Below are 25,086 nucleotides of genomic sequence, written 5' to 3'. Positions count from 1 at the left end.
ACAAAAAGAAATTAAAACTCTATAAAAGAAAATAGGAAAATTATAAGGATCTATAGTTAGAGATAAAGTAACAGGATCTAACAAAGAATTCCCATACCAGCCGATACATATCACAACTGAAGGCTATGAAAACTTTTTATACTACAATAGACTGAAAAAGATTTTAAAGAAAAGATATAAAAAATGCATTGAACTTGAAATGCAGATACAATACTTTATAGCAGACATTGAGGATTCAAGAACAAGATTAGTATTTGAATTAAGATACATTAAAGGTAAAAGCTGGGTATATATATCTAATAATTTAAGTAGCAGTAATGAGAGTTATGCTAGAATGATTCATAATAGATACTTGGAAGAATAATTGTTCCAAAATAAAAATTAATAGTAGTATATTAAGTAATGATATAATATATAGGAAAGGAGGAATTTTTGATGTATTCTATTTATGATATTAATGTATATATAATTAATTATGCTTTTGAAACTAATAGAAGTGTTACTAATTTAAAGTTACAGAAAGTTTTATATTTTTTGTATGGATTTTATTATGCAATAACCAAAAAGGAATTGTTTGATGAAAATTTTGAAGCTTGGGCATATGGACCTGTTGTAAGAAAATCTTATATTAATTACAGTATGTATGGGGCAGAAATAATTCCTCCACATAATAATTATTTAGACTTATTATTTGATAAAAATTCAAAGTATAGCAGTGAATCTAACGTTGAATATTTCAATACTATTTTTGAAGAGAAAAGTAAAAAAACTATTGATGATATACTTGATTTAATGTTAAACATTTCAACTATGAAATTAGTTGATTTATCACATGACAAAGGCGGACCGTGGTATAAATCTTATGAAAAAGGGAATAAGAAGGCAATAAATAAATGTTTAATTCTTAATTATTTTGGATCTATGAGTGAAAGGACTATAGAATGAAAGATGATAGCGCAAAGGTTGAGGAGTTTTTAAAGTTTATCTCTAAGAATATAGGTGCTCAGCTAACTTTTGAAGATGAATTTATTGAAGATGATATTGGAAAAATTCCTAAAGAACTAGAAAAATTGATTAATAATTTAGTAGCATCTAAAATTAACGAAGAGAACAATCAAAGAGATTTAATAGATAAGATTATTAAAATTAAGGAAAAGAACAATAGATTTCTCTATTCTCATATTACTGCCATTTGCTATGAATTAAACGACCAAGAAAAAGAAGAAAATATTCTTTGGAATTTAAGAATGTTGCATTCTTATAGTAAGAGATGTAAGTCTGAGTATAGTTTGATAATTTTTAAATTATATGATCATGTTAATCTAGCTGTAAAACAGTCAAATAGATTTAGAAATATAACTGAAAACTTTGATAAAAAAATGGAAAAAGAAAAAAGAGAAGTACAAAAGGTTACTGAAGAATCTATTCAATCTGTTGAAAAGACAAAGAATAAATTAATGGGAGAGTTAATTTCCTTGATTGGTATATTTACGGCTCTATCATTTGTTTTATTTGGTGGAATAAGTTCTATTGGAAGCTTAACAAATTCTATTGAAGCTGTTTTAAATAATAATTATGACATTTCAATAATTTACAAACCTATAATTATTTGGGGTATAGTCATGTTTAATGTTTTATACTTATTTATGCATTTTATTTTTAAACTAACCGGAAATTCGAGAAGTATTTTCAAGGAAGATGGGTTAAAAAATGGATCTAAATTGTTTTTGAGTAAATATTTATTGTTTATATTAGCAAATTGTTTATTATTTCTTCTGTATTGTAAACTTTAAACTATTTTGTGCGTTTTGTGCGGTTTTTCTAGTTTAATATATAAGGTGTAATAGTGGAATTATATCCAGGATTACCTCCTTTAAAATAATTTACTTAATCAAGAAAGATAGTTTGAAATATAACTATCTTTTTTGTTGTGCAGAAAGGGTGATAATATGACACTTACAATTAAAAAGAAACAGGTTGCTGATGATTTTATTATCACTGGCAACAAGACAGAGAGTTATTTAAAATTTTATAAAAACATAAAAAATAGAGAGACGGCAGCTGCAGCAGCGAGCCGTCTTTTTTGCTACCCAAGAAATGAAAGATTATATTGAAAGTAAAATGGAAGAACTTGATGAAGAATTAATTGCAGATCAAAGGGAAGTTTTAAGAGGTCTTACAAGACAATTTAGACGGGAAGAAATTGACTATCAGGTTGTTATGATAAAGAAACCTAGTTTTGATGATAATGGCAACTTTTTAGGAATTGAAGAAAAGCCTGAAGTTTTAAAACTCCCCACACAGAATAGGGATTCTATAAAGGCAGGAGAGTTGTTAGGTAAGAGATTTGGAATGTGGACTGATAAAGTTGAACTAGAATCAAATAATCAGGTAGTGATAGTTGATGATACAGATTAAGTTATCTAAGGTATTTACTAATAGTTTTATAAATCTCCATAAAAAAATTAAAAGTGATGATTATCTAAAGTACGCTTTAAAGGGTGGTCGTGCTTCAGGCAAGTCCTCTTTTATAGCTCAAGAGATAATCCTAGATATCATCAAATACCCTATAACTGTATTATGTGTGAGAAAAGTTGGTAATACCTTGCAAGAATCATGTTACGAACAGATAAAAGAAGCAATAGACCAATTAAACTTAAGTGAATTTTTTAAATTTAATATACAGCCAAAGAAAATTATTGCAGTGCCTCACGGAATTTTTGCTAGTGATGCCATTATGAAAGTCTATGCCTGCAACAATTACATGGATTCCAGTCCAACTTGGGAAGATATTAGTGCAGAAAGTAAGGCTGCAAGGTCTCATACTTTTACTAATACCTCTAAGTCTGGAAGTAAATGGTCAATAGGAATTAAGGTAATTGTGGAAAACGGGCAAAGTGGAGTTGGTTCAGTGCTAAGAGATATTAAAGGAGGCTACGAATAATGGGTGTAAAAATCTACAATGAGGCAGACCTTGAAGTTTTAGCAAAACTAAAAGCTGCTGCAAATGCTGATGTAAAGAAAACCATAAAATCACTTGGTGAAATACAAAGTGATAATGATGCCTTGGCAGAGGCTATTGCAACAATGTATGAGGACAGTATTGCAAATAGGGAAAAAACTGATGAAGTTTTAGCTACAATTTATGAAACTATTTTAGAAGGTCGAGCATGATTGATTTGTATGTAGGCTTAGTTATTAGAGGAAAGAGAACCTATGATGTAAACAACAAGGAAGTAAAGCTAGTTCCTGCAAATTTAAGGGATGCGGTTATCGCAGAACTTAAGTCACAAGGTTATGATGAAAATGGTAAAAAGATTAAATAGGGTATGGATTGGATTTGCAGTAGCAAGTCTTTTTTTATACGAATTTTTGAATAGGAGAGGAGGTGTAAGTATGCTAGATCTATATGTTGGATTGGTATCTCGCCAAAGAAGAACTTGCAATCCAGAAAACAAGAAAGTTAGACAAGTATCAAAGATTTGGAAAGAAGCAGTCCTTGAAGATTTAAAGGCTCTAGGTCTTGATGCAGATGGTATGCCTATTAAAGTTGAAGAGGAATAAGTATTATAAATCACTCTCCTTGATATAATAGTATTAAGGAGAGTGATTAATTTTGATTGATTTTGTTAACAAAGTTTTCAAAGGAAATTTTGACTGGGGAGGTTTCATTGGATCTTTTATAGGTGTTATTGGAGCGATTTTGTTGTCCAGATATAGTTATATGAGAGATAAGAAAGAACAGTTAATGAAAAGTCAAATAAATATTCTTCAACAAGTATTAGAAATTACTGAGAATATCAAGACTTCCATAAAGAGGATGAGACACTTAAAAGGACAAGAACATCAACCGGCTTTTATTGGAGAATTAACTGATATAGATCAAAGAATAGAGGAATTAGATAAAATACTAATGTTTTACCCAGAACATAAAAGGATAACAATATTTGAAAAAATATTTTTTAAAAGGAATCTTTTCATAAAAACTAATGAAGTTCTAATGCAATTTTATTTTGAATTTATGATAAGTAACAATTTAAAATATTATCGTAAACATAGAAGAGATGAGTTTTATGATGCTCTAGATATTTTTGATAATAATCTACGGTTATTTAACAGATCTATTGATTCAATAATTCTTACTAACAAAACATTTCTAACTGAAATAAATCTTAATGAATATCGTTACTATAGCTATCAATCAAAAGAAAATACCAAGAAGATAAAAGAATTTATGAAAAAGACTGGATAAAAAACAAATAATTAAAGGCCTAATAAAGGTCTTTTTTAATGCAAAAAAGAGGGTGACATATGGATCAAGATATAAGAAATAAATTTACTGAACTAGAGAAAAAGGTAGACAGCGTTGATTCAAAAACAGATAAGACCAATGAAAGGATTAATGATTTAGAAGCTAGACTCTATGATTCAGAAACAAATATAAAAATAATTCAAACAACTATGAACTTGATTCTTAATGACACCAAAGAAATAAAAGGTGACATAAAAGAAATTAAAAAAATAGGGAAGAAGACTACTTCGTTAGACCTATAGAGAAATCAGAAAAGCTGCGAAATCAAATTTTTGGTGTAGTAATTGGAATTCTGGTTAGCGGTTTTGTTGTATACCTCTTCCCGATGCTTAAATAGGAGGTGGAAGATGTTAGAGTTTAAATTTATGCCGATTAAATATAACTATTCCAGTAGAAAAGGCAAGAAAGTCCAGTTTTTAGTTATCCATGACACTGGTAATTCTGGAAGAGGAGCCAATGCTTTTAATCACTTTAAGTTTTTTGGTGGTGGAAATAGGAATGCAAGTGCCCATTATTTTGTAGATGACCATGAGATAGTACAAATTATTGGAGATAGTTTTTCTTCCTGGCATTGTGGAGATAATCAAGGTCATGGCAGGGCTTTAAATGGTGTTAGGAATTGCACTTCAATTGGGATTGAACTTTGTATAAATTCAGATGGAGATTATAAAAAGGCTTATGATAATTTAGTAGAGTTGGTTAAAAATCTCAGAGTTAAATTTAATATATCTATAAAAAATATTTGTAGGCACTATGATGTTTCCAGGAAAAGATGTCCTGGAACTTTTTTTACAAAAAATCTTTGGGAAAAGTTTTTAAAGGATGTTCAAGAGCCTATAAAAATAAAATTGGATTTGTCAAAGTCCAGTGTGGGTGTACCTGTGCAAGAAAAGGCACTTAGAGAAAGGATTGATAAAGTTATGGATCAAATATTAAAATCCGACAAGGTTAAAATAAATTACAATGGCAAGGAAATTAACTTGCGAGGTAAAAATATTCAAGGTACTAATTATGTATCTATAAGAGATCTTGCAGAAGTTCTTAATTTACAAGTTGGTTGGAATCAAGAAAAACAAACTGTTGAATTGAGGGGATAGGATGCAAGACTTAGTCTTTAGCTTAAAAGAATATTTAAGTCCTGAACTGGTTTTTATGATTCCTGTGCTTGTTGGGATAGGGAAAGCTTTAAAGAAGTCCAATAGAATAAGCGATAGTCTAATACCTACAATTTTATCTATTGTAGGTATTCCTATTGCCTTGGTGACAAGTCTTGCCAATAAAATTGAGCCCATGAGTGATGTGCAAATAATCGTATGGATCCTTATGAGTATTGGCCAAGGAGTTTTTCTTGGTGCCACTGCAGTAGGAGTCCATCAATTTTATAAACAACATACTGAATTTAAGAATCTTAAGAACTGGGAAATGAAAGAGGACCTAATTAAGGAATTTAAAGAATCTATGGAGGATAGAAATGAATGCAAGTAATATTTTTATGTAATACTATCTATAGTATCTGTATTAATAACAGGTGTATTAATTCCACTATTAAAACAAAGATATGGAAAAGAAAAAATAACCAACGTATTAGAAGCAGTTGATATAGCAGTAAAAGCCGCTGAACAAATTTACACAAAATCAGGGCAAGGGTAACTTAAAAAGCAATACGTTTTGATGAGACTTAATGAACAAGGAATAAAATTAAGTGAAAAAGAACTAGATTATATGATTTAGGATATGTTGCTTATAAAAAGCTTGGTTAAGCCATTTAAGGGGTGTTAAGTATGAATAAAGCTAATTACTTTAAAAATTTATATAAAAATAAAAGTTTTATAAAAGGATTTAGAAGTATATTTAATTTATTTGGAAATTTAAACAAAAATAATTATAGCTTTGATAATGCTGGGTCTATAAATTCTGATTGGTCTAAAATTAGAGATGATTTTAAAAGTATTTTTAATTATTAAATATGTATTTTGAATTATAAAGTTAAAAACGCTAGAATTTCTTTTATTAAAGTTAAGAGCCTGAAAAGGGGAACAAAAAAGAGCTACTAGAATTAACAATACTTTTACTCAATCTGTTAATAGCCATCATCGGATTAATAAAAGAATGTTTAGAATAGTAGCTCTAAGAGAGGGAGCACTCCCTCTCGCCCTTTATGGGTATTATAATATAAAATGCTCATTTAGTCAAAATGAAAAGAATTGATATAAATTTAATTTTATTAACATTAATCACAATATTAAATGCGATAAGCATTTTTAAAGATCTAGGAATGTATTTAAATATAAGTATTGTGATCTTATGTTTATTGTTAATATTTAGAATTATGAAAGGTAAAAAATGAAAACTGAAAAAACACCACAAGAAAGAGCAAGAGATAAATGGAACGAAGAAAATAAAGCTAAAAGAAAAATCTACACAGCTAAAAGTGGGTGTAGACGATATATTAAGGAGTTTGCAAATTTAGAAGATTTAGAAGAAGTTAGAGCTTGGATTGACGATAAAGAAATGATTTTGAAAAATGAAAATATTGAAATAAATAAAAAAGAAAAAGCCTAGGTCAATCTAGGCTTTATTTTTATAATATAACATATGACTTTAAACTGCCAACAAAGTGCCAACTATCCATCTATAATGTGCCTAAACATTGATAAATACTGACTTTTAGAACATATATCCTATAGTCCCGCCTTTGGCACCAAATTTTTAGAGATTCCATAAATTTTTGTATTGCTTTAAAATAGCTTAAAATACAAATTTTATGGAATTTTTTATTTCCTAATTTTGTTAATTGTTTGGAAAAGTTACAAGAAATTTGATAAACTTCTAAAATTTTTACACCATATTTACACCATATCTCATGAATTTTTAAATATTCATATCCACAAGATTTTTAAATCATTTCAATTAATTTTATATTTTCTAAATTTAATAAAAAACATTTTATTCGGTTAAATTAAAAGCTTTCAAAGTTGTATAATAGAATATATTAAGAGAGGTTTTTGTTATGGTAAAAATTATTAAAGCTTTTTTTATTGCAAAAAAAGCCCATAAAAATCAATTTGACAAGGCAAATAAAGCTTATATTTTTCATCCAATCAGAGTTTCTTTAAATACTAAGGGTTATAGTCCTAAAGTTTTGGCATTGGTTCATGATGTGATAGAAGATTCTGATTATAAAATGGAAGATTTAGATTTTTTAAATAGAGAGGAAAAGTTAGCTTTAAGTTTGCTAAGTCGCAGAACAAATCAAGACTATTTTGATTACATTAGACAAATAAAGAAAAATGATTTGGCAAGGCAAGTTAAGTTAGCAGATTTAAAAGATAATATGAATTTAAATAGGCTAAGAGAGATTTCAGATGAAGATTTAAAAAGATTAGATAAGTATAAAAAAGCAAAAGAGATTTTATTAGATGAATAAATCATTAAATAAATGCGATAAAACTAAAATTTTTATTTTTTTACTTTAATGTGATTATTTACTAAAAAATATCTTCCAAGTAATAGACTTTTATTTTACAATATACTTATTGTCTTTATATTTAATTAATTAAATTTTTATACCACTCTTAATTGGGTAACTACTATAAGTAGAAATGATTTTTTAGAATAGAGGTGTTTTTATGAGTTTAGACAATCTTACTTTTAGAGTAGGGGGATTACATATCAATGAAAATAAGAACATTACAGAATCTTTGCCAATAGAAACTATGCCAGATCCTGATTTTGTTTACATTCCCATGAGCCAACATATTGGCGCACCAGCTACTCCAATTGTAGAGAAGGGTCAAAAAGTTAAAAGGGGCCAAAAAATTGGAGATTCCAAAGCTTTTATTTCTGCACCAGTTCATTCTTCTATTTCAGGTACAGTTGTTTCAATTGAAAAAATGTATACAGCAGATGGTAGATATTGTGATTGTATAATTATTGAAAATGATCACTTAGATGATGCTGTTATAGCTGAACCTATGCTTGATTATAAAGATAGAAGCATGGAAGAGATTGTAAATTTTGTAAAAGAAAAAGGTATTGTTGGTATGGGTGGAGCTGGTTTTCCACTTCATGCAAAGTTAGTAAGCAAAGATCCAATTCTTGATCAATGTATTATAAATGGTGCTGAGTGTGAAGCATATTTAACTTGTGACCATAGGATTATGCTTGAAGATACAGATAAAGTATTAGAAGGATTAAATATTTTTTCTGAATTTTATAATAAAGATGTTTCCTACATGGCTATTGAAAATAATAAAAAAGATGCAATAGATCTTATGAGAAAAAGAATCAGTCAAACGGAAGCTTGGAAGCATTTAAAAGTTGTTACTTTAAAAACTAAGTATCCACAAGGGGATTCAAAAAGATTAACTGAAGCAGTTGTTAATAGGATTGTTCCTCCTAACAAGGTAACAAATGATGTTGGGGTATTTTTAACAAATGTTGGGACAACTCTTGCTTTTTATGAGGCAATGATAGAGGGAATAGCTTCTTATCAAAGAGTTATTACTGTTAGTGGCAAGGGAATTAAAGAACCTAAAAATATATTAGTTAAAGTTGGAACTAGTGTTGGAGATATTATAGATTTTTGTGGTGGACTTGAAGACGATTATATAGATATAGTTTGTGGTGGTCCGATGACAGGTAAATCTGTTTTTGAATTTAAGTCTCCTATAACTAAAACTACTTCTGGACTTTTAGTACTCACTAAAGAAGAAATTAATTATGGAGAAGAAAATCCTTGTATAAGATGTGCAAGGTGTGTTGAATTTTGTCCAGCTAATATAAGACCAACAGAAATAAATTCTGCAATTTTAAAAAATGATGTAGATACTTGCAAAGACTTATATGCTGATCAATGTATGGAATGTGGAATTTGTTCATATATTTGTCCGGCCAAGAGAAATCTTTCTGCATCTGTAAAACTTGCTAAAAGAGAAATCAGAATGAATTCTATGGCTATTAAATAGGGGGATCGATATGGAACACAAAGACGACAACAAAGTAAGTAGAGATTTTTTTGTATCGCTAGCTCCTCATATTAGGTCTAATGATACAGTTAATAAAATAATGCTAGATGTTATTATTGCACTTGTTCCAGTTTTAGCAGGATCGATTTATTTTTTCGGTTTAAATGCAATTAGACTTGTTATAACTTGTGTAATATCTTGTATTGCTGGAGAATACATATTTCAAAAACTAACTAAAAAACCAGTTTCGATAAATGATTTATCGGCTGTTGTTACTGGTTTATTATTAGCTTTTAACTTACCAGCGACTATGCCGTCATGGATGGCTTGTTTTGGTTCATTGTTTGCTGTTGTTATAATCAAAGGTTGTTTTGGAGGCATTGGATCAAACTTTATGAATCCTGCATTAGGAGCAAGAATCATGCTTATGGCTTCTTGGGCAAAACAAATTACAAGTTATACTAACCCAACTGGATTTGGATCAAGCGTAGATGCTATTAGTAGTGCAACTCCTTTAACTTTAATAAAGGCTGGAGAATATGCAGACCTACCTAAACTTTCTGATATGCTTATTGGAAATATTCCAGGGGTTATCGGAGAAACTTCATCTATTTTAATTTTACTTGGTTTTGTATATTTACTTGCTAGAAAAGTAATAAGACCAGATGTACCAATTATTTTTGTAGCTACAACTGCAGTATTTTTACTTATTTTTGGTATTCCAGCAAATATGCTAGTTTATGAATTATTAGCAGGTGGTTTATTATTTGGTGCTGTATTTATGGCGACTGATTACACTACTTCTCCTATAACAAGAAGAGGAAAAATAATTTTTGCTTTTGGCTGTGGTTTAATAACTGCTTTAATAAGAACCAAGGCTGCACTTCCTGAAGGAACATCATATGCTATATGTCTAATGAATATAGCAACACCTTTAATTGATAGATTAACTAAGACTAAAGCTTATGGGGAGGCATCAAAATGAAAGAAACTATGAAGTATGGACTTGTTTTATTGCTTTTTTGTGCAGTTTCTGCAGGTCTTCTCGCAGTTATTAATTCGATAACAGCTCCTAAAATTGCAGAAGCAGAGATGCAAGCAACTAAGGAATCATATATAAGTATTTTTGGAGATAGTGCAGATTCAATAGAAAAAATGGAAGAAAATCAAGCAACCAGTATAAAAGAAAAATATCCAGAAATTGAAGATATATACCTTGCTAAAAAGAATAATGAAGTTGTTGGATATGGATTTAATGTAAGCTCTAATGGATTTGGAGGCAAGATGACAAATGCCATAGCAATTAACTCCATGGATAATCAAATTGCTGGTTATAGAAATATTTCTAACCAAGAAACTAAAAATTATGGATCAGTAATTGAAGAAGAAAGTTATTATTCACAATTTCCTGGGAAAAGTGCTTTAGGAGAATTGGTAATAGCTAAAGAAGCTAAAGGAGAAAATGAAATACCATGGATAAGTGGTGCAACTTATTCCTCAAAAGGTGTTCTTGCAGGATCAAATTCTGCTGTAGCTGCTTATAATGAATTTTTAAAGGGAAGTAAGTAGGTGATCATATGAATTTAAGAAAAGTATTTACTGATGCGATGTTTAAAAACAATCCTGTATTTATGCAACTTATAGGATTGTGTTCTGTACTTGCTATAACTAATGCCTTGGCAACATCTTTAGCTATGGGGATTTCAGTTACCTTTGTATTGATTATGAGCAACTCAGTTGTTTCGATTTTTAGAAAAGTTATTCCAGAAAAAATAAGAATTCCTTGTTTTATAGTAGTAATTGCGACATTTGTAACTATAGTTCAAATGGTTTTACAAGCTTATTCTTCAACAATTTATAGAGCACTTGGAATATTTCTTCCTTTGATAGTTGTAAATTGCTGTATACTCGGAGAAGCTGAAGGATTTGCATATAAAAATAAACTTGTACCATCAATAGTAGATGGTTTAGGAACTGGTATGGGTTATTTACTAGCAGTTTCATGTATGGGGATTATAAGAGAATTTTTTGGATACGGAAGTATTTTTGATAAAAGAATTTTACCAGAATCATATCCAGGAATTGGAATTTTCGGAGTGCCTGCTGGTGCTTTCATTCTGCTAGGATTTTTAATTGCCTTATTCAGAAAGATAATGCAAGGGGTGAAAACTAATGAATAAAATTCTTTTTATTTTACTATCAACAATTTTAGTTAATAACTATGTATTTGCTCAATTTTTGGGAATTTGCCCATTTTTAGGAGTATCTTCTAAATTACAAACTGCAACAGGAATGGGAATTGCAGTAACATTTGTAGTTGTTATTTCTTCTGCTGTTACTTGGTGCATACAAACTTTTATTCTCACACCTCTTGGATTGGAATATTTACAAACAGTTGTATTTATTCTTGTCATAGCATCACTTGTTCAGTTTGTTGAGATTGTAATAAAAAAATCTTCGCCTAATTTATATACTGCTATGGGTGTGTTTTTACCACTTATAACAACTAACTGTATAGTACTTGGTGTAGCAGTTCTTAATATTCAAGAAAATTATAATTTGATAGAAACAGTTTTTAGTGGTTTAGGTGCATCACTTGGTTTCTTTTTAGCTTTAATTCTAATGTCATCTCTAAGAGAAAAATTAGAATTTGCTGATATACCAAAAAGCTTACAAGGAGTTCCAATAGCTTTAATAAGTGCTGGATTAATGGCTCTTGCATTTTCAGGCTTTAAGGGACTAGTTGGTTAGGGGGTAAATTATGGATTTAAAAGTAATATTATATCCAATATTAATACTTGCTGCAATGGGAGCAGCTTTTGGAATTTTATTGTCAGTTGCTTCTAGAGTTTTTGCAGTTGATGTTGATGATAAAGTAGTAGCAATAAGAAGTGCCTTACCTGGAGCAAACTGTGGAGCGTGTGGTTTTCCTGGCTGTGATGGTCTAGCACAAGCTATAGCAGACGGGAAAGCAGATATTTCAAGTTGTTCAATCGGTGGAGAAGTTGTTGCAAATAAATTAGCTGAAATTTTAGGAAAAGATTCTGTTGAATTTGAAAGACAAGTTGCAACAGTATTGTGTCAAGGAGACTGCAATATAGCTAAAAATAAATATACATATCAAGGCTTAGAAGATTGCAGATTAATTTCTGATTTTCAAAATGGATCAAAAACATGTCAGTATGGATGTGTTGGTGGAGGAAGCTGTGTAGGTGTTTGTGAATATGATGCAATACATATAGTTGACTCTATAGCTGTTGTAGATAAGGACAAATGTGTAGCTTGTATGAAATGTATTAATATTTGTCCAAAAAATATTATAAAAGCTGTTCCATATTCTGCAAAAACAGTTGTTAAATGTATCTCACAAGATTTGGGTAAAAATGTTAAATTATCATGTTCAAAGGGTTGTATAGGATGTAAAATTTGTGAAAGAAATTGTCCTAAAGAAGCAATCCATGTAGAAAATAATTTTGCAGAAATAGATTATGATAAATGTATAAATTGCGGAATTTGCGTATCAAAATGCCCAACAAATGCAATATACTGTGAATATCCTGAAAAAGTAGAAAAAATTAAGCAAAGACAGAAAGAACTTGCTGAAAAGAAAAAAAGAGAAAGACTTGAAAAAGTAGAAAGTCAACAGTAATAAATTAAGATAAAAAACTTCTCTTATGGCAAGAGAAGTTTTTTATTAATCAGAGGTTGTTATGAAAAAAGCTGACATAATTTTATTGATTTTTATTTTATTTTTATCTGGATTTCTTTTATTTTTTAAAAATACAAATGACAGTAAAGAAGATCTATATCTGGTAGTTACCGTGGATTCTAAAATTGTAAAAAAAGATTTGTATAAAAATATGATTAATAAAGAAATAAATGTAGATAATAAATATGGACATAATAAAATTTTTGTAGATAAGAATGGAGTAAAAGTTGTAGAAGCAGATTGCAAAGACCAAGTTTGTGTGAATACAAAAAAAATCAATAAGGCTGGTCAAACTATAATTTGTCTTCCACATAGACTTGAAGTTAAGCTTATTTCAGAGAAAAATGGAATCGATGTGATTGTAAAATGAAAACAAAAAAATTAATATTTTTATCTCTAGTATCGGCCTTTGCCTTGATACTTGGATTATTAGAAAGCTATTTTCCACTGCCAATCCCTGTTCCAGGTGCAAAAATTGGTCTATCAAATATAGTTGTTGTTGCAGTAATATATTTATTTGGATATAAAGAAGCAATGATAGTAACCGCTTTTAAATCATTATTATTAATGATGGTAACAGGAAATGTATTTGGATTTATATTTTCAATTTCTGCAGCAATTGTGAGCTGTCTTGCTATGATAATAAGCCATAAATATTTTAAAAATAAATTATCGGTTGTATCTATTAGTGTTATAGGGGCCTGCTTTCACAACCTAACTCAAGTTTGTGTTGCAGCAATAATAGTAAGAAGCTTATATGTATTTTCATATTTTCCAATTTTACTTTTATGCTCACTTTTTGCAGGTTATTTGGTTGGATATCCAGTACAAATTTTAGTAAAAAGAGATTTTAAATTCGAGGAGTAATAATGTTTATACTTGCGTCTAGTTCAAAAAGAAGAATAGAAATTTTATCAAGATATATTAAATTTGAAAATATTACATATCCAATAGAAGAAAACAATTTAGACTATATGAATTCTCACCAGCTTGCTATGTCTTTGGCGTTTGAAAAAGCGATTGAAATTTCTTCTAGACATCCTGATGATATTGTCCTTGCTGCTGATACAGTTGTTGATTGCAAGGGTCATATAATTGGAAAACCAAAGGATAGACAAGATGCCTTTAATATTTTAAAAGAACTATCTGGAAGTTTTCACAAGGTAATTACTGGATACTGTTTATTGAATCAAAATAAAAATATAAAATATTGTGACTATGAAGAAAGTAGAGTGCACTTCGTAGATTTAGATGATCAGATGATAAATGATTATTTAGATGAGGCAGAATATTTAGATAAAGCAGGGGCATACGGAATTCAAGAAGAAGGCGGCGGTTTTGTTAAAGAAATTGAAAATGATTTTGATAATATAGTTGGCCTGCCAATAAAGAAAATTTCAAAGGACATAAAAAGATTATTTGATATTGATATCATGGAGGATAGTATTGGATCAGAATAAGTTTGAAGGCAAATATGAAGATGTTGAAATAAAAGAAATAAACAAGACAAGTTTTACTATAAAAGACCTTCCCTTAGAAGATAGGCCACAGGAAAAACTTTTAAAGTTTGGACCAGATAGTTTATCAAATGCAGAACTTCTGGCTCTTATAATAAGAACAGGAACTAGGAGTAAAACATCTGTTGAATTATCTCAAGATATTTTAAACAGTTTTTTGCCGGACTATAAGGAGGAAGGTCTTTCAGTATTAAAAAGGAAAAGGCTAAATGATTTTACTAAGATTAATGGAATAGGAAATTCAAAAGCAGCTATGATAATGGCGGCAATAACGCTTGCAAAAAGAATAAATAATAACAATGTATTTGCAAAAACTAGAATCCAAAGTCCTAAAATAATGTACGAAATTGTAAAAGATGAAATGTCAAACTTGGAAGTTGAAGAGTTTAGAGTAGTAATCTTAGATACAAAAAAGCAAATAATAAATATAAATACTATATCAAGGGGAACTTTAGATCTTACAGTAGTTCATCCAAGAGAAGTCTTTAAAACAGCAATCGATAACATGGCTCATAGTATTTTATTATTACATAACCATCCATCTGGAGACCCAAATGCTTCAAGACAAGATATTGAACTTACAAAAAGACTTGTTGAGGCTTCAAAAATTATTGGGATAAATATAGTTGATCATATAATTATTGGAAATAATTCTTATTTTAGCTTTCTAGAAAGAGATTTAATTTAATGGAAAAATTATACATAGATAAAAATTTAAAAATAGCAGTAAAATTTGATAAAAAAATTAATGAGCTTATAGATTTAGATAATTCAATTTTAAATAATATTTATAGGGCCAGAGTTAATAAGATTTTAAAAAATCAAAAAATTGCATTTTTAAGTTTAGAAGACCAAGATGTTTTTATGAATATAAGAAAAATTGATGAAATTCACGAAAATGATGAGATTTTAGTCCAAGTAAAAAAATTAGCAGTAGAAGATAAATATGCTGAGCTCTCAACTGAATTATCTCTTGAGGGAGAAAGTATAATTTATTTTATAAATGGGCCTAAAGATATAAAATTTTCTAAAAAAATTAGCAATAATAGTCGTGAAAATTTAAAAAAATTTGCAAGAGAAAATAACTTTTCTTCTCTACTATTTAGGTCAAATGCAATTTTTGCAGAAGAGGAAGAAATAATAGCTGAATATGAGAAATTTAAAGAACTTGAAGAACATTTAAAAGCTCAAATAAATCTAAGACCTACACCAAAGCTGTTATATAAGAAAAATCCATTAGAAAGTTTTTTAAAAAATTATAAGGAAGAAATTATTTGCAATGATATGGAAATATTTAAAGCTCTAAAAGATGGCTTTAATATAAAATATGATGAAAACTTTAGTTTAGCCTATAAAAAAGATTTTATAGAAGACTATGCCAGCTTATTTGCCAAAAAAATTGAACTTGAAAATGGTGGCAATATAATAATTGAAGAAACATTTGCTTTAACTAGCATTGATGTCAATGCATCAAACTTTCAAAGCAATAAAAACAAGGAAAAATTTATTTTTGAACTGAATTTAGCAGCTGCGAACGAAATTTATAGGCAAGTGACTTTAAGAAATATATCTGGAATTATTATAATTGACTTTGTCAATATGAAATCTAAAACAAATAAAGATAAACTTTTAAATCATCTAAGAGATAAATTTAAAAACGACTATACAAGCAGCAAAGTTTTTGGCTATACTAGACTTGGATTGGTAGAGATATCAAGGAAAAGTTTAGGAAGACAATTGATAAATAAGTTAAACTTATATGAGGATAACAATGCAGATAATAAATAAAATTAAAGAATTATCAAAAAGAGAAAAGATTTTATTAATGATCCTTTCTTTTTTAATATTTGAACTTATATTTTACTCTTTACTAATATCACCTTTTATAAAAAAATTAAATAATGTCAAATTTAAAAACAAAGAGATACAATCTCAAATCAATTTAAACAAAGAAAGCTATAAAAAAGCTTTATCAATGAAAGAAGATAATAAAAAATTATTAAATTCAGACCTATCTTCAAATTTCAATATATTAAGTGATGAAAATCTAACTAAGTTTCAAGGAGATGATATAAGTCTGCTTGATAAAAGTGAAAATGAAAATAATAAGAGCATAGAATTTAAAACGAGTAAAGATGGACTAAATTCTATCAGTCGATTCAACGAATTTTTTATTTTTAATGATATGGAAATATCAAAAGAAGTAGAAGATGAATACCTATTTAAGGCAAATCTTTTATTGAATAAAAATTCAAATCTACCAATCATTGTTGCAAGTGATGGGAAAGATTTAAACCTAAAAGATTCATATTATAAGGATAAGCAAAAACTAAATCAAAACAAATCAGAAGATGATAAAAAGATAAAAAGTATAAAAAAAGAAATAAAAAAATCTAAAAATAAAACTGCAACCAGTCCAAAAAAACAAGATAAATTAAAGGTTGAAAAAAGCATCAAAAAAGATTTTGACAAGGAAGTTGTTGAAAATATTCAAAAAGCTGATGTATATAAGACTGATAGCTTAATTCCAGACTTTAAGTTTTTAAAATTTGATATAAATAATTTTGCTACATATGCTGGCGAAGGTAATGAAATCTCATTAATTCAAATGGAAGATTTTTTGGTTGTAGATTATGAAATTACAAATATCGAAAACGATGATTACTTATACATATTTTTTAATGATGTTGTAGATGTGAAAAACTTTAAGCTTTTAATTGAACTACCTTATAATTTCACTGGAGAAATAGGTTATCTTGATGCCTATAAGAATCCATTTGAATTAAGTCCAGAATTTGGAGGACAACAGTTGGTAGAAATAGATGAAATAAAAGCTCTAAAAGGACTTTACTATAAACCAGAAGAAGAAAACATAAGTGGATATTTTATAATTAAAGCAATAGAGGCAGAAATTTGAAAAAAGCATTTACTTTAATAGAATTAATAATTTCTATATCCATAATACTTATAATAATAAGCATAGGGATATTTAGCCTGGGATCTTCAAAATATTATAAGGCAAGAAAAGATCTAGACAAGATAGCAATGGACATAAGATATACTAGAAATCTCGCACTTGCAAATAATGCTTCTGCATACTTTAAATTAAGAAATGACAATAGATATGAAATAGTTTGCGGAGATATTAAAGAGCTTGAATCATATTCAGAAGACTTATATTTAGTTAGTGACAATATAATCGATTTGCAATTTACTAGAAGCGGTGCATCAAGCAAGGACACAGCACAGACAATTTATTTTAGGATAAAAGATAAATCGTATGAGCTTACCATAGAGCCTGTAACTGGAAAGGTGAATTTAAAGAAATGAAAAAAGCATATATCTTAATGGATTTATTAATATCGATAAGTTTAATCTTAATAGTTGCAAGTAGTCTTATACCAGCTCTAACAAGCAGTTTAATTTCCAGACAAAAATTAAAAGAAAGAACTGAAATTTATGAGATGGCAAAAAATCAACTTGAAGTAATAAGTGCTGCTAGTTATTCGGGCAAGGATGATTATGAAATTATTATCGATAAGAACTTAGATTATTCAATAGATAAGCAAAACTTGTCAGAAAATTTAGTTAAATATACTTTAACTATAAAAGATAAAGAAACAGGAGATCTTAAATTTGAAAAAATTTTACAAAAGAAAAGCCTTTACTCTGATTGAACTGATATTTTCCCTAGCCCTTATCTTTATAGTAATTAGCTTGCTTTTAAAAAGCATGTCTGCATCATTAAAAACTAGTGAAATAATTAAGAAAAAAGATGATCTTTTCAGCCAGTCCTACTTTGCTAGCAATTATATGTATAACGAAATTAGTTCAGCAGATTATATAATTAGTAACGGCAACAAAAATTCTTTAGGATTTACCCTTATAAAACTTGAGGGAAAAGATAAGAATGGAAAAAATTCAAAATATAATTATACATATTATTCTCATAGTGGGAAAAATATAAGAAGACATTCAATAAATACTGATAAAAAAATTAAAAATAATATAATAAATATGAAAATGGGAGTCAATAATCTTATTTCAGGAGTTGAAAGCGTAGACTCTAGCTACTCCAAAAATCTTATTACTATAAAAATAAACTTTGATGATAATACAAGCAAAACTTTAAAAATAGCAAATAGAACATTTGAGGAATTTAAGTGAAAAAACAAGCTTTTACCTATATAATTACAATTCTAATAATAGCGATAATAGTGATTGCTATTTCTTTTTTGGTCAAAAACCAGAAAAACAATTTAATGACAATAAAAAATCTTGATGATAAAATTCAAGCAAGTGCTAGCTCTGAATCAATGATAAATATAGCCATTGCAGACGAAAAATTTAAAGATAATTTAAAAGATTTATATTTTAAAAAAGCTGCAAGTGTGAATCCAAAATTTCTTGATGAAATTCCTGGCGAAAATAAAAAATATATTTTACAATCTGATAATTCTATAGAGAATAAGGGGTTTAAATTAAAAGCCTATTTAAAATATAAAAATATTGAATATGCCCACGAAGCTTATGGAACAATCGCAAATCAAATTTACACAAAGGGCATAGCTATACTTAATAAAAATGTCATAGATGAAGAAGATTATCAAGAAACACTTGATAGTTTTAATAACCTTGATGTAAGTAAATCTACTTATATAAATTTCCTTGAGCTTGATGGAAAGGACTACCACTTAGCAAGAGATGGAAATTCTTTTATAATATATGAAATTGAAGAAATAGTTGAAGGAGAATCTGTAGAAGAAATAAAGAATATTGTGAGTAAAGAAAGTATCAATAAATCTTTATATATAAAACAAAAAAATGGCAGTTTGACAGTAGATGAAAATATGAAATTAAGAGGAATTATTGATATAGATAATATAATTTTAAACCAAGACTTAAAAATTCATGGGATATACTTACATAGAAATGAAATATTATCAGAAAATTCTTCTGTAAAGGTCGACGGCATAGCTATCAATATGAACGGAAATTCAGAAAATAATATTGATGCAAATTATAATTTTAATAATATTTATAATTATGCAAAATTAATAGATAATTTTATAAAAGCAAAAATATACAGCATACAAGCAAGTTAATTTAATAAAAACTTGATAGGATAAAATTTAATTGATATAATTAACATAGTGAAAATTTAGGAGGTAATTTATGATTACAGCAGGTGATTTTAGAAAAGGCTTAACATTTATAATGGATAATGAAGTTTGGGAAGTTTTAGATTTTCAACACGTTAAGCCAGGTAAGGGAGCAGCTTTTGTAAGAGCAAAAATTAGATCAGTTTTATCTGGAGCTACAAAGGATACAACATTTAATCCGACAGAAAAATTTGAAAAAGCAGTTATAGAAACAAAAGAAATGCAATACCTATACAATGATGGTGAACTATACTACTTTATGGATAATGAAACTTATGAACAAATACCTATGGAAAAGGCTATAGTTGAAGATGCTCTTAACTTTATGAGAGAAAATGATGTTGCACAAATCAACTTTTTCCAAGAAAAACCATTTAGAGTTTCACCTGCAAATTTCGTAGAATTAGAAGTTACTCAAACAGAACCAGGAGTAAAAGGAGACACATCATCAGGTGGGTCTAAACCTGCTACTGTTGAAACAGGCTTCACACTAAATGTTCCACTATTCATTAATACTGGAGATGTTATAAGAATAGATACTAGATCTGGCGAATATATGTCTAGAGCATAATAGGAGGGAAAATTTAATGGATGAAATAATTAATAAATTATCTTATATTCAAGGCTTAGCAGATGGCTACGACCTAGACTATAATAAGAAAGAAGATAGGTTGTTATTAGAATTAATAGATGCTATGGCAGAAATGGCTGAAGTTATTAAATTTCAACAAGATGAACTAAATGAATATGTTGATTTAATCGAAGAAGATTTGACTAATCTAGAAGATTATGTTTATGATGAAGAAGATTATGACTACGATGATTTCGACGATGACGATTTTTATGATGATGATCTTTATGCTGACTTCGATGATTGTGATTGCTGTTCAGATGATTCATGTGCTTGTGAATCAGACGAATGTGACTGTGAATAATTAGAAAAGAAAATTATTATTAAAAAGGGGCGTGGATTCACGTCCCTTATTTTATATTAAAATTGGAGTTGTTAATGAAAGAAAAAAATATTATTTTGATGATATGCATAGTACTTATGTCTATATTTATTTATCTTTCTGATCAAATAACAAGGAATTATTTAATTTCTGCTGTGATAGTTGCAGTATTTACTTTATATGTTTTATTTGTTAAAAAAAACAAATAAAATTCTTAAATTTTTAAATATTGGCAAATTGTAGTAAAATATAATTATAGTTTATTAAGAAAAGATAATTTGTTATAATTTAAAGTATTAGAATGATTTATCTTTGGAGGTGTAGAATGACAGACAATTATTTAATTGAAACAAAAGGTGACGGAGAGGTCAGAATTTCAGAAGATGTAATAGCGACAATTTCAATAGTAGCAGCTGAATCTGTTGAAGGTGTTGTTGAAATGCAATCAAATTTAAAATCTAGTGTAACTCAAATGCTTGGAGTTAAGAATTTAAATAGAGGCGTAAAAGTAAGCATTGGAGAAGAAGAGGCTGTTATAGATGTATTCATAACAGTTCTTTATGGAATAAATATAGTTGATGTTTGTAAACTTGTTCAAGAAAAAATTAAAGAAGCAGTTGAAAACATGACTGATCTTGAAGTTGTAGAAGTTAATGTTCATGTTTCTGGCATAGCTTTAGAAGATAAAGAGAAGGTAAAGGCTTAATATGAGCAGAAAAAAAGCACGTATTGGACAAATGCAGGCTCTTTTTCAAATGGAAGCCAATAAAGACTTTTCAAAAGATTGCCTTGACATATTTATAGAAAACTCAAGTTTTTCTGAAGATGAGAAAGAATATATTGAAGAAAACACTATTGAGGCTATGGATTATTTAGAAAGCATAGATAGAACAATAATAGATAATTTACAAAATTGGAGCTTTAATAGACTTGCAAATGTTGACAAGGCAATATTGAGAATTTCTGTATATGAGATTTTATATAAAGAAGATATACCTGCCGAAGTGTCTATAAATGAAGCGGTTGAAATATCAAAAGAATATGGCTCAAATGAATCTCCCAAGTTTATAAATGGAGTATTGGGAAGCATATATAGGAGTTTAAATCAGAATTAAGAGCTTAAAGCTCTTATTTCTTATTATGGTGGTTTTATGAAGGCAATAAAAGTTAGCGAATTGAATAAATATATAAAAAAATATATTGCAATGGACTATTTGCTAAATGATTTATTGGTTCAAGGAGAAATTTCAAGTCTAAAAAAACACTCTAATGGAAATATATATTTAACACTAAAAGATGAAAAAGCCAGCATAGATGCCATAATATATTCAAAAGATGCAAGGGAGATTAAATTTGATATAAATGAAGGCGATAAGGTAGAGGCAAAGGCCAGCCTTTCTATATATGAAAAAAATGCAAGACTTAGTTTATATATAAGAGATATAAGATTGCAAGGTTTAGGCGAACTCTACGAAAAATTTTTATATCTAAAAGATAGTCTTGATAAAGAAGGTTTATTTTCGCAAGATCACAAAAAACAGATACCTTTTTATCCAAGATCAATCGGACTTATTACATCGCCAACAGGGGCAGCTGTAAAGGATTTTTTATCAATCTTAAAAAGACGAAATGACAGTATAGATGTTAATCTTTATCCTGTAAATGTGCAGGGTGTAAATGCTAAGGATGATATATTAAAGGCCTTAGAATATTTTTCTAATAATCCTGAGGATGTAGTAGTTTTAACAAGAGGTGGAGGGTCCTTAGAAGATCTCTTTGTTTTTAATGACGAAGAGCTTGCAAGGACAATATATAACTTTAAAACCCCAATTATATCTGCTATAGGTCATGAAGTAGATTATGTAATAAGTGATTTTGTAAGTGATTTAAGAGCTCCAACTCCATCAGCAGCTGCAGAACTTGTCAGCATGAGTAAAGATGATTTAAATAATTCTTTATTTTTATTATCAAGCAGGATGAATGCAAGGATTGATAATAAATTGAATGAAAGTAAGTCTGATCTAGAAGATATATACATAAGACTTAATAATTCTTTACTCGATAAAATTAAAAATTACAGACTAGATTTAATAAAAAAATCTAGGACTATATATATAAACAAACCTAATTTAAACGATCAAAGACTTTCTTTAGAAAAAAACTTATTGGAACTTAAGCAAGCTTTAAAAGTAAAACTTATTCTAAAAAAAGTTGAACTTGATAATTTAATAGAAAAGATGGATAGTTTAAGTCCAGAAAATAAACAAAGAGTTTCTCTAGAAGATAGTTTAAATTCTTTGATGAAAATTAAATTAGATAAAAGGATTAAAAGCAAAAGATCTGAATTAAATTTTGCAAAAAAAAGACTAGACTATTCTTTGAATAGCCTGGTTAATTCAAATAAAAAAAATCTTTTTAAAAGTTATGATAGCTTAGTTAAATTTAAGACTGAAAATATGCCTATTGTTGAAAACATGGACAAAGAAGAAATAATATCTGTAAAATCTTTAGACAAGGGAAAAAAAGTAAAACTTTCTTTTAAAGATGGAAGTGCAAGGCTTCTTGTAGAAGATATTGAATTGAGGAGTTGAGAGTATGGAAGCAAGCTATGAACAAGCTTACTTAAAACTTGAAAAACTAGTTGATGATTTAGAATCTGATGATTGTAGTTTAGAAGAATCATTAAAAAAATATGAAGAGGCTATTAGTTTATATAAGCACTGTTCAAAGATATTGAATGATTACGAAGGAAAGGTAAAGACCCTTATAGATGAAGCTAATAAAATTCATGAAGAGGATCTTTATAATGGTGATGATGATGAAGGACAATAATGAGATAATTTCTGATATAGATAATTATATATATAAAAATTTCACAGTTATAGATGATTATCAAAAGAAAATAAATGAGTCCATGATTTACTCTTTATCTTCAGGAGGTAAAAGGGTTCGGGCTATACTTTGTGTTTTAAGTTATATGGCTATAAGCGGGGAAGAAGATTTTGAAAAATCTTTACCATATGCTGCTGCAATAGAAATCATCCACACTTATTCTTTAATACATGATGATCTTCCGGCAATGGACGATGATGATATTAGAAGAGGAAAACCAACAAATCATAAAGTATTTTCAGAAGCAATAGCAGTTCTTGCTGGAGATGGATTGTTAAATACAGCTGCAGAATTATTGTCAAATAATCTTGAAAATTATTTATCAGATCCAGAAGAATTGCACAGGGCTGTAAGAGCTATGAAATATATTTTTAACTGTTCTGGAGTGCACGGAATGATAGGTGGACAAGTAATTGACCTTGAAGATGAAGTTGAAGATAATGATGATTATTTTGAAAATATGTATAAATTAAAAACTGCTGCCCTAATAAGAGCTGCAATAGTTAGTGGTGCAATCTTGGCAGGTGCTAGTAGTGAAGATATAGTATCGCTTGAAGATTTCTCAAATTGTATTGGCATAGCTTATCAAATAACAGACGATTTACTTGATTATGAAGAAGATATTAATAAAGATAAAAAAACTCTTTCGAGTATAAAAAGTAAAGAAGAGTTGGAAGAAAGAATAAGTGAATTATTTGAGAAGGCAAAAACTGAAATTAAAAGCATAGATTATGACACAGATAGGCTAGAAGAATATGTATATAGCTTAATGAATAGGAGCAAGTAATGTCAAAAATTAGAGCTGATGTCTTGCTTGTAAAAAGCAATTTAGTTGATTCTAGAGAAAAAGCTAAAAGACTTATCATGAGTGGAGAAGTTTTTAAGGGAACTGAAAGAATAGAAAAAGCTGGACAATTACTAGATGAAGATGCAAAACTAAATATAAAATCAAATTCTTTAAAATATGTTAGCCGTGGTGGATTTAAATTAGAAAAGGCCATAGATTTATATAATCTAGATTTAAAAGATTATATATGCGTTGACATAGGAGCATCTACTGGAGGCTTTACTCACTGCATGCTGATGAATGGGGCAAAAAAAGTTTACGCAATAGATGTTGGTTACAACCAACTTGATTATAGCTTACAGATTGACGATAGGGTTGTTTCAATGGAAAGAACCAATATTAGAAATTTTGATACTTCTTTAATAGGAGATGAAATTGATTTTGCATCTATTGATGTTAGTTTTATTTCTCTAGAACTTGTTTTGCCAAAAGCAGTTGAATTAGTAAAAGATGGTGGAGAAATTGTGGCCTTAATTAAACCTCAATTTGAAGCTGGAAGAGAAAAAGTTGGTAAAAAAGGTATAGTAAGAGATAAAAAAGTTCATAAGGAAGTTTTAGAAAAAATTATTTCCCTAGCAAAAGAGCTTGATTTAAGTATAAGAGGACTGACTTATTCTCCGATTAAGGGAGCTAAGGGAAACATTGAATTTTTAATTTACTTTGAAAAGACAAATAGGCAAGACTCGAATTTTTGTATTGATACATTAATAGATTCTATAGAATAGTA

Annotated in this window: 40 protein-coding genes; all 40 read left to right on the top strand. The window is 28.6% G+C overall.

Translation table 11 applies throughout. The features are described 5' to 3' along the window. The first annotated feature begins 435 nt into the window (after window positions 1-435). The 40 genes from HGPB_RS08485 to HGPB_RS05110 all read left to right on the top strand — a co-directional run bounded on the left by HGPB_RS08485 (window position 436) and on the right by HGPB_RS05110 (window position 25,084). On the top strand, window positions 436-945 hold the full coding sequence (locus HGPB_RS08485) for a Panacea domain-containing protein (protein ID WP_019132667.1): 510 nt from the start codon (window positions 436-438) through the stop codon (window positions 943-945). Then, complete coding sequence (locus HGPB_RS05285; protein ID WP_019132666.1) at window positions 942-1,793, top strand: hypothetical protein; 852 nt, start codon at window positions 942-944, stop codon at window positions 1,791-1,793. Before HGPB_RS08485 ends, HGPB_RS05285 begins: the two co-directional genes overlap by 4 nt. 156 nt (window positions 1,794-1,949) lie before the next feature. Then, window positions 1,950-2,114, top strand: coding sequence for a hypothetical protein (locus tag HGPB_RS08970; protein ID WP_019132665.1), 165 nt, complete (start codon window positions 1,950-1,952; stop codon window positions 2,112-2,114). Window positions 2,115-2,121: 7 nt separating this feature from the next. Beyond that, the gene (locus HGPB_RS08965) at window positions 2,122-2,418 is read left to right on the top strand and encodes a terminase small subunit (protein WP_245543855.1); all 297 of its coding nucleotides are present in this window, start codon (window positions 2,122-2,124) and stop codon (window positions 2,416-2,418) included. Further along, entirely contained in the window at window positions 2,405-2,944 is a 540-nt protein-coding gene (locus HGPB_RS08960; RefSeq protein WP_019132663.1) for a phage terminase large subunit, read from the top strand. The genes HGPB_RS08965 and HGPB_RS08960 overlap by 14 nt, the downstream gene beginning before the upstream one ends. Further along, window positions 2,944-3,174, top strand: coding sequence for a hypothetical protein (locus HGPB_RS05270; RefSeq protein ID WP_019132662.1), 231 nt, complete (start codon window positions 2,944-2,946; stop codon window positions 3,172-3,174). Before HGPB_RS08960 ends, HGPB_RS05270 begins: the two co-directional genes overlap by 1 nt. After that, entirely contained in the window at window positions 3,171-3,326 is a 156-nt protein-coding gene (locus HGPB_RS08850) for a CD1375 family protein (RefSeq protein ID WP_019132661.1), read from the top strand. The genes HGPB_RS05270 and HGPB_RS08850 overlap by 4 nt, the downstream gene beginning before the upstream one ends. Window positions 3,327-3,396: 70 nt before the next feature. Next, window positions 3,397-3,564 carry a hypothetical protein gene (locus HGPB_RS05265; RefSeq protein ID WP_245543854.1) on the top strand — a complete coding sequence of 56 codons (168 nt, stop codon included), beginning with the start codon at window positions 3,397-3,399 and terminating at the stop codon, window positions 3,562-3,564. 52 nt (window positions 3,565-3,616) lie between these two features. After that, window positions 3,617-4,252: a hypothetical protein gene (locus tag HGPB_RS05260; RefSeq protein WP_019132659.1), complete on the top strand. Its 636-nt coding sequence runs from the start codon at window positions 3,617-3,619 to the stop codon at window positions 4,250-4,252. Between the two features lie 59 nt (window positions 4,253-4,311). After that, complete coding sequence (locus HGPB_RS05255; RefSeq protein ID WP_019132658.1) at window positions 4,312-4,554, top strand: hypothetical protein; 243 nt, start codon at window positions 4,312-4,314, stop codon at window positions 4,552-4,554. A 105-nt stretch (window positions 4,555-4,659) separates the two neighbouring features. Next, window positions 4,660-5,409, top strand: coding sequence for an N-acetylmuramoyl-L-alanine amidase (locus tag HGPB_RS05250; RefSeq protein ID WP_019132657.1), 750 nt, complete (start codon window positions 4,660-4,662; stop codon window positions 5,407-5,409). Window position 5,410: 1 nt separating this feature from the next. Then, on the top strand, window positions 5,411-5,797 hold the full coding sequence (locus tag HGPB_RS05245) for a phage holin family protein (RefSeq protein WP_019132656.1): 387 nt from the start codon (window positions 5,411-5,413) through the stop codon (window positions 5,795-5,797). 296 nt (window positions 5,798-6,093) lie between these two features. Further along, window positions 6,094-6,276: a hypothetical protein gene (locus tag HGPB_RS05240; protein ID WP_019132655.1), complete on the top strand. Its 183-nt coding sequence runs from the start codon at window positions 6,094-6,096 to the stop codon at window positions 6,274-6,276. 379 nt (window positions 6,277-6,655) lie between these two features. Beyond that, on the top strand, window positions 6,656-6,874 hold the full coding sequence (locus HGPB_RS05235; protein WP_019132654.1) for a hypothetical protein: 219 nt from the start codon (window positions 6,656-6,658) through the stop codon (window positions 6,872-6,874). Between the two features lie 448 nt (window positions 6,875-7,322). Continuing rightward, entirely contained in the window at window positions 7,323-7,739 is a 417-nt protein-coding gene (locus HGPB_RS05230) for a guanosine-3',5'-bis(diphosphate) 3'-pyrophosphohydrolase (RefSeq protein WP_019132653.1), read from the top strand. A gap of 202 nt (window positions 7,740-7,941) precedes the next feature. After that, a complete protein-coding gene (gene rsxC / locus HGPB_RS05225; protein WP_019132652.1) occupies window positions 7,942-9,279 on the top strand; it encodes an electron transport complex subunit RsxC in 1,338 nt (445 codons plus the stop codon). Between the two features lie 10 nt (window positions 9,280-9,289). Next, the gene (locus HGPB_RS05220; protein ID WP_019132651.1) at window positions 9,290-10,264 is read left to right on the top strand and encodes an RnfABCDGE type electron transport complex subunit D; all 975 of its coding nucleotides are present in this window, start codon (window positions 9,290-9,292) and stop codon (window positions 10,262-10,264) included. Next, entirely contained in the window at window positions 10,261-10,848 is a 588-nt protein-coding gene (locus tag HGPB_RS05215) for an RnfABCDGE type electron transport complex subunit G (RefSeq protein ID WP_019132650.1), read from the top strand. The genes HGPB_RS05220 and HGPB_RS05215 overlap by 4 nt, the downstream gene beginning before the upstream one ends. 8 nt (window positions 10,849-10,856) lie before the next feature. Beyond that, on the top strand, window positions 10,857-11,459 hold the full coding sequence (gene rsxE, locus HGPB_RS05210) for an electron transport complex subunit RsxE (protein WP_019132649.1): 603 nt from the start codon (window positions 10,857-10,859) through the stop codon (window positions 11,457-11,459). Then, window positions 11,452-12,030: an electron transport complex subunit RsxA gene (rsxA, locus tag HGPB_RS05205; protein ID WP_019132648.1), complete on the top strand. Its 579-nt coding sequence runs from the start codon at window positions 11,452-11,454 to the stop codon at window positions 12,028-12,030. The genes rsxE and rsxA overlap by 8 nt, the downstream gene beginning before the upstream one ends. Window positions 12,031-12,040: 10 nt before the next feature. Further along, entirely contained in the window at window positions 12,041-12,928 is an 888-nt protein-coding gene (locus tag HGPB_RS05200; RefSeq protein WP_019132647.1) for an RnfABCDGE type electron transport complex subunit B, read from the top strand. Between the two features lie 61 nt (window positions 12,929-12,989). Beyond that, window positions 12,990-13,358, top strand: coding sequence for a NusG domain II-containing protein (locus tag HGPB_RS05195; protein WP_019132646.1), 369 nt, complete (start codon window positions 12,990-12,992; stop codon window positions 13,356-13,358). Further along, entirely contained in the window at window positions 13,355-13,855 is a 501-nt protein-coding gene (locus HGPB_RS05190) for a Gx transporter family protein (protein ID WP_019132645.1), read from the top strand. The genes HGPB_RS05195 and HGPB_RS05190 overlap by 4 nt, the downstream gene beginning before the upstream one ends. Window positions 13,856-13,857: 2 nt before the next feature. Further along, window positions 13,858-14,448: a Maf family protein gene (locus tag HGPB_RS05185; RefSeq protein ID WP_019132644.1), complete on the top strand. Its 591-nt coding sequence runs from the start codon at window positions 13,858-13,860 to the stop codon at window positions 14,446-14,448. Further along, entirely contained in the window at window positions 14,435-15,193 is a 759-nt protein-coding gene (radC, locus tag HGPB_RS05180; protein WP_019132643.1) for a RadC family protein, read from the top strand. Before HGPB_RS05185 ends, radC begins: the two co-directional genes overlap by 14 nt. Then, the gene (locus HGPB_RS05175) at window positions 15,193-16,293 is read left to right on the top strand and encodes a ribonuclease E/G (RefSeq protein ID WP_019132642.1); all 1,101 of its coding nucleotides are present in this window, start codon (window positions 15,193-15,195) and stop codon (window positions 16,291-16,293) included. The genes radC and HGPB_RS05175 overlap by 1 nt, the downstream gene beginning before the upstream one ends. Next, window positions 16,277-17,422, top strand: coding sequence for a hypothetical protein (locus HGPB_RS05170; RefSeq protein WP_019132641.1), 1,146 nt, complete (start codon window positions 16,277-16,279; stop codon window positions 17,420-17,422). The genes HGPB_RS05175 and HGPB_RS05170 overlap by 17 nt, the downstream gene beginning before the upstream one ends. Next, window positions 17,419-17,835, top strand: coding sequence for a prepilin-type N-terminal cleavage/methylation domain-containing protein (locus HGPB_RS05165; RefSeq protein ID WP_019132640.1), 417 nt, complete (start codon window positions 17,419-17,421; stop codon window positions 17,833-17,835). The genes HGPB_RS05170 and HGPB_RS05165 overlap by 4 nt, the downstream gene beginning before the upstream one ends. Beyond that, the gene (locus HGPB_RS05160; protein WP_019132639.1) at window positions 17,832-18,182 is read left to right on the top strand and encodes a hypothetical protein; all 351 of its coding nucleotides are present in this window, start codon (window positions 17,832-17,834) and stop codon (window positions 18,180-18,182) included. Before HGPB_RS05165 ends, HGPB_RS05160 begins: the two co-directional genes overlap by 4 nt. Next, complete coding sequence (locus HGPB_RS05155; RefSeq protein ID WP_019132638.1) at window positions 18,142-18,672, top strand: PilW family protein; 531 nt, start codon at window positions 18,142-18,144, stop codon at window positions 18,670-18,672. Before HGPB_RS05160 ends, HGPB_RS05155 begins: the two co-directional genes overlap by 41 nt. Then, complete coding sequence (locus HGPB_RS05150) at window positions 18,669-19,610, top strand: hypothetical protein (protein ID WP_019132637.1); 942 nt, start codon at window positions 18,669-18,671, stop codon at window positions 19,608-19,610. The genes HGPB_RS05155 and HGPB_RS05150 overlap by 4 nt, the downstream gene beginning before the upstream one ends. Before the next feature lie 70 nt (window positions 19,611-19,680). Beyond that, complete coding sequence (gene efp, locus HGPB_RS05145) at window positions 19,681-20,238, top strand: elongation factor P (protein WP_019132636.1); 558 nt, start codon at window positions 19,681-19,683, stop codon at window positions 20,236-20,238. Between the two features lie 16 nt (window positions 20,239-20,254). Further along, the gene (locus tag HGPB_RS05140) at window positions 20,255-20,602 is read left to right on the top strand and encodes a CD1247 N-terminal domain-containing protein (protein WP_019132635.1); all 348 of its coding nucleotides are present in this window, start codon (window positions 20,255-20,257) and stop codon (window positions 20,600-20,602) included. Window positions 20,603-20,676: 74 nt separating this feature from the next. Then, window positions 20,677-20,829 carry a hypothetical protein gene (locus HGPB_RS08785; protein ID WP_019132634.1) on the top strand — a complete coding sequence of 51 codons (153 nt, stop codon included), beginning with the start codon at window positions 20,677-20,679 and terminating at the stop codon, window positions 20,827-20,829. Window positions 20,830-20,945: 116 nt separating this feature from the next. Continuing rightward, window positions 20,946-21,326, top strand: coding sequence for an Asp23/Gls24 family envelope stress response protein (locus HGPB_RS05135; RefSeq protein WP_019132633.1), 381 nt, complete (start codon window positions 20,946-20,948; stop codon window positions 21,324-21,326). Window position 21,327: 1 nt separating this feature from the next. Beyond that, on the top strand, window positions 21,328-21,735 hold the full coding sequence (gene nusB, locus HGPB_RS05130; RefSeq protein ID WP_019132632.1) for a transcription antitermination factor NusB: 408 nt from the start codon (window positions 21,328-21,330) through the stop codon (window positions 21,733-21,735). Window positions 21,736-21,771: 36 nt separating this feature from the next. Beyond that, window positions 21,772-23,211 carry an exodeoxyribonuclease VII large subunit gene (xseA, locus tag HGPB_RS05125; RefSeq protein WP_019132631.1) on the top strand — a complete coding sequence of 480 codons (1,440 nt, stop codon included), beginning with the start codon at window positions 21,772-21,774 and terminating at the stop codon, window positions 23,209-23,211. 4 nt (window positions 23,212-23,215) lie between these two features. Then, a complete protein-coding gene (locus tag HGPB_RS05120) occupies window positions 23,216-23,452 on the top strand; it encodes an exodeoxyribonuclease VII small subunit (protein WP_019132630.1) in 237 nt (78 codons plus the stop codon). Then, window positions 23,439-24,299 carry a polyprenyl synthetase family protein gene (locus tag HGPB_RS05115; protein ID WP_019132629.1) on the top strand — a complete coding sequence of 287 codons (861 nt, stop codon included), beginning with the start codon at window positions 23,439-23,441 and terminating at the stop codon, window positions 24,297-24,299. Before HGPB_RS05120 ends, HGPB_RS05115 begins: the two co-directional genes overlap by 14 nt. Further along, entirely contained in the window at window positions 24,299-25,084 is a 786-nt protein-coding gene (locus HGPB_RS05110) for a TlyA family RNA methyltransferase (RefSeq protein ID WP_019132628.1), read from the top strand. The genes HGPB_RS05115 and HGPB_RS05110 overlap by 1 nt, the downstream gene beginning before the upstream one ends. The last annotated feature ends 2 nt before the right edge of the window (window positions 25,085-25,086 follow it).

This window comes from Peptoniphilus obesi ph1, from assembly GCF_000311865.1.
GTDB lineage: Bacteria > Bacillota > Clostridia > Tissierellales > Peptoniphilaceae > Peptoniphilus_E > Peptoniphilus_E obesi.
The sequence above is the reverse complement of the archived record's forward strand: the minus strand, read 5'-3'. Positions and strand labels throughout refer to the sequence as shown.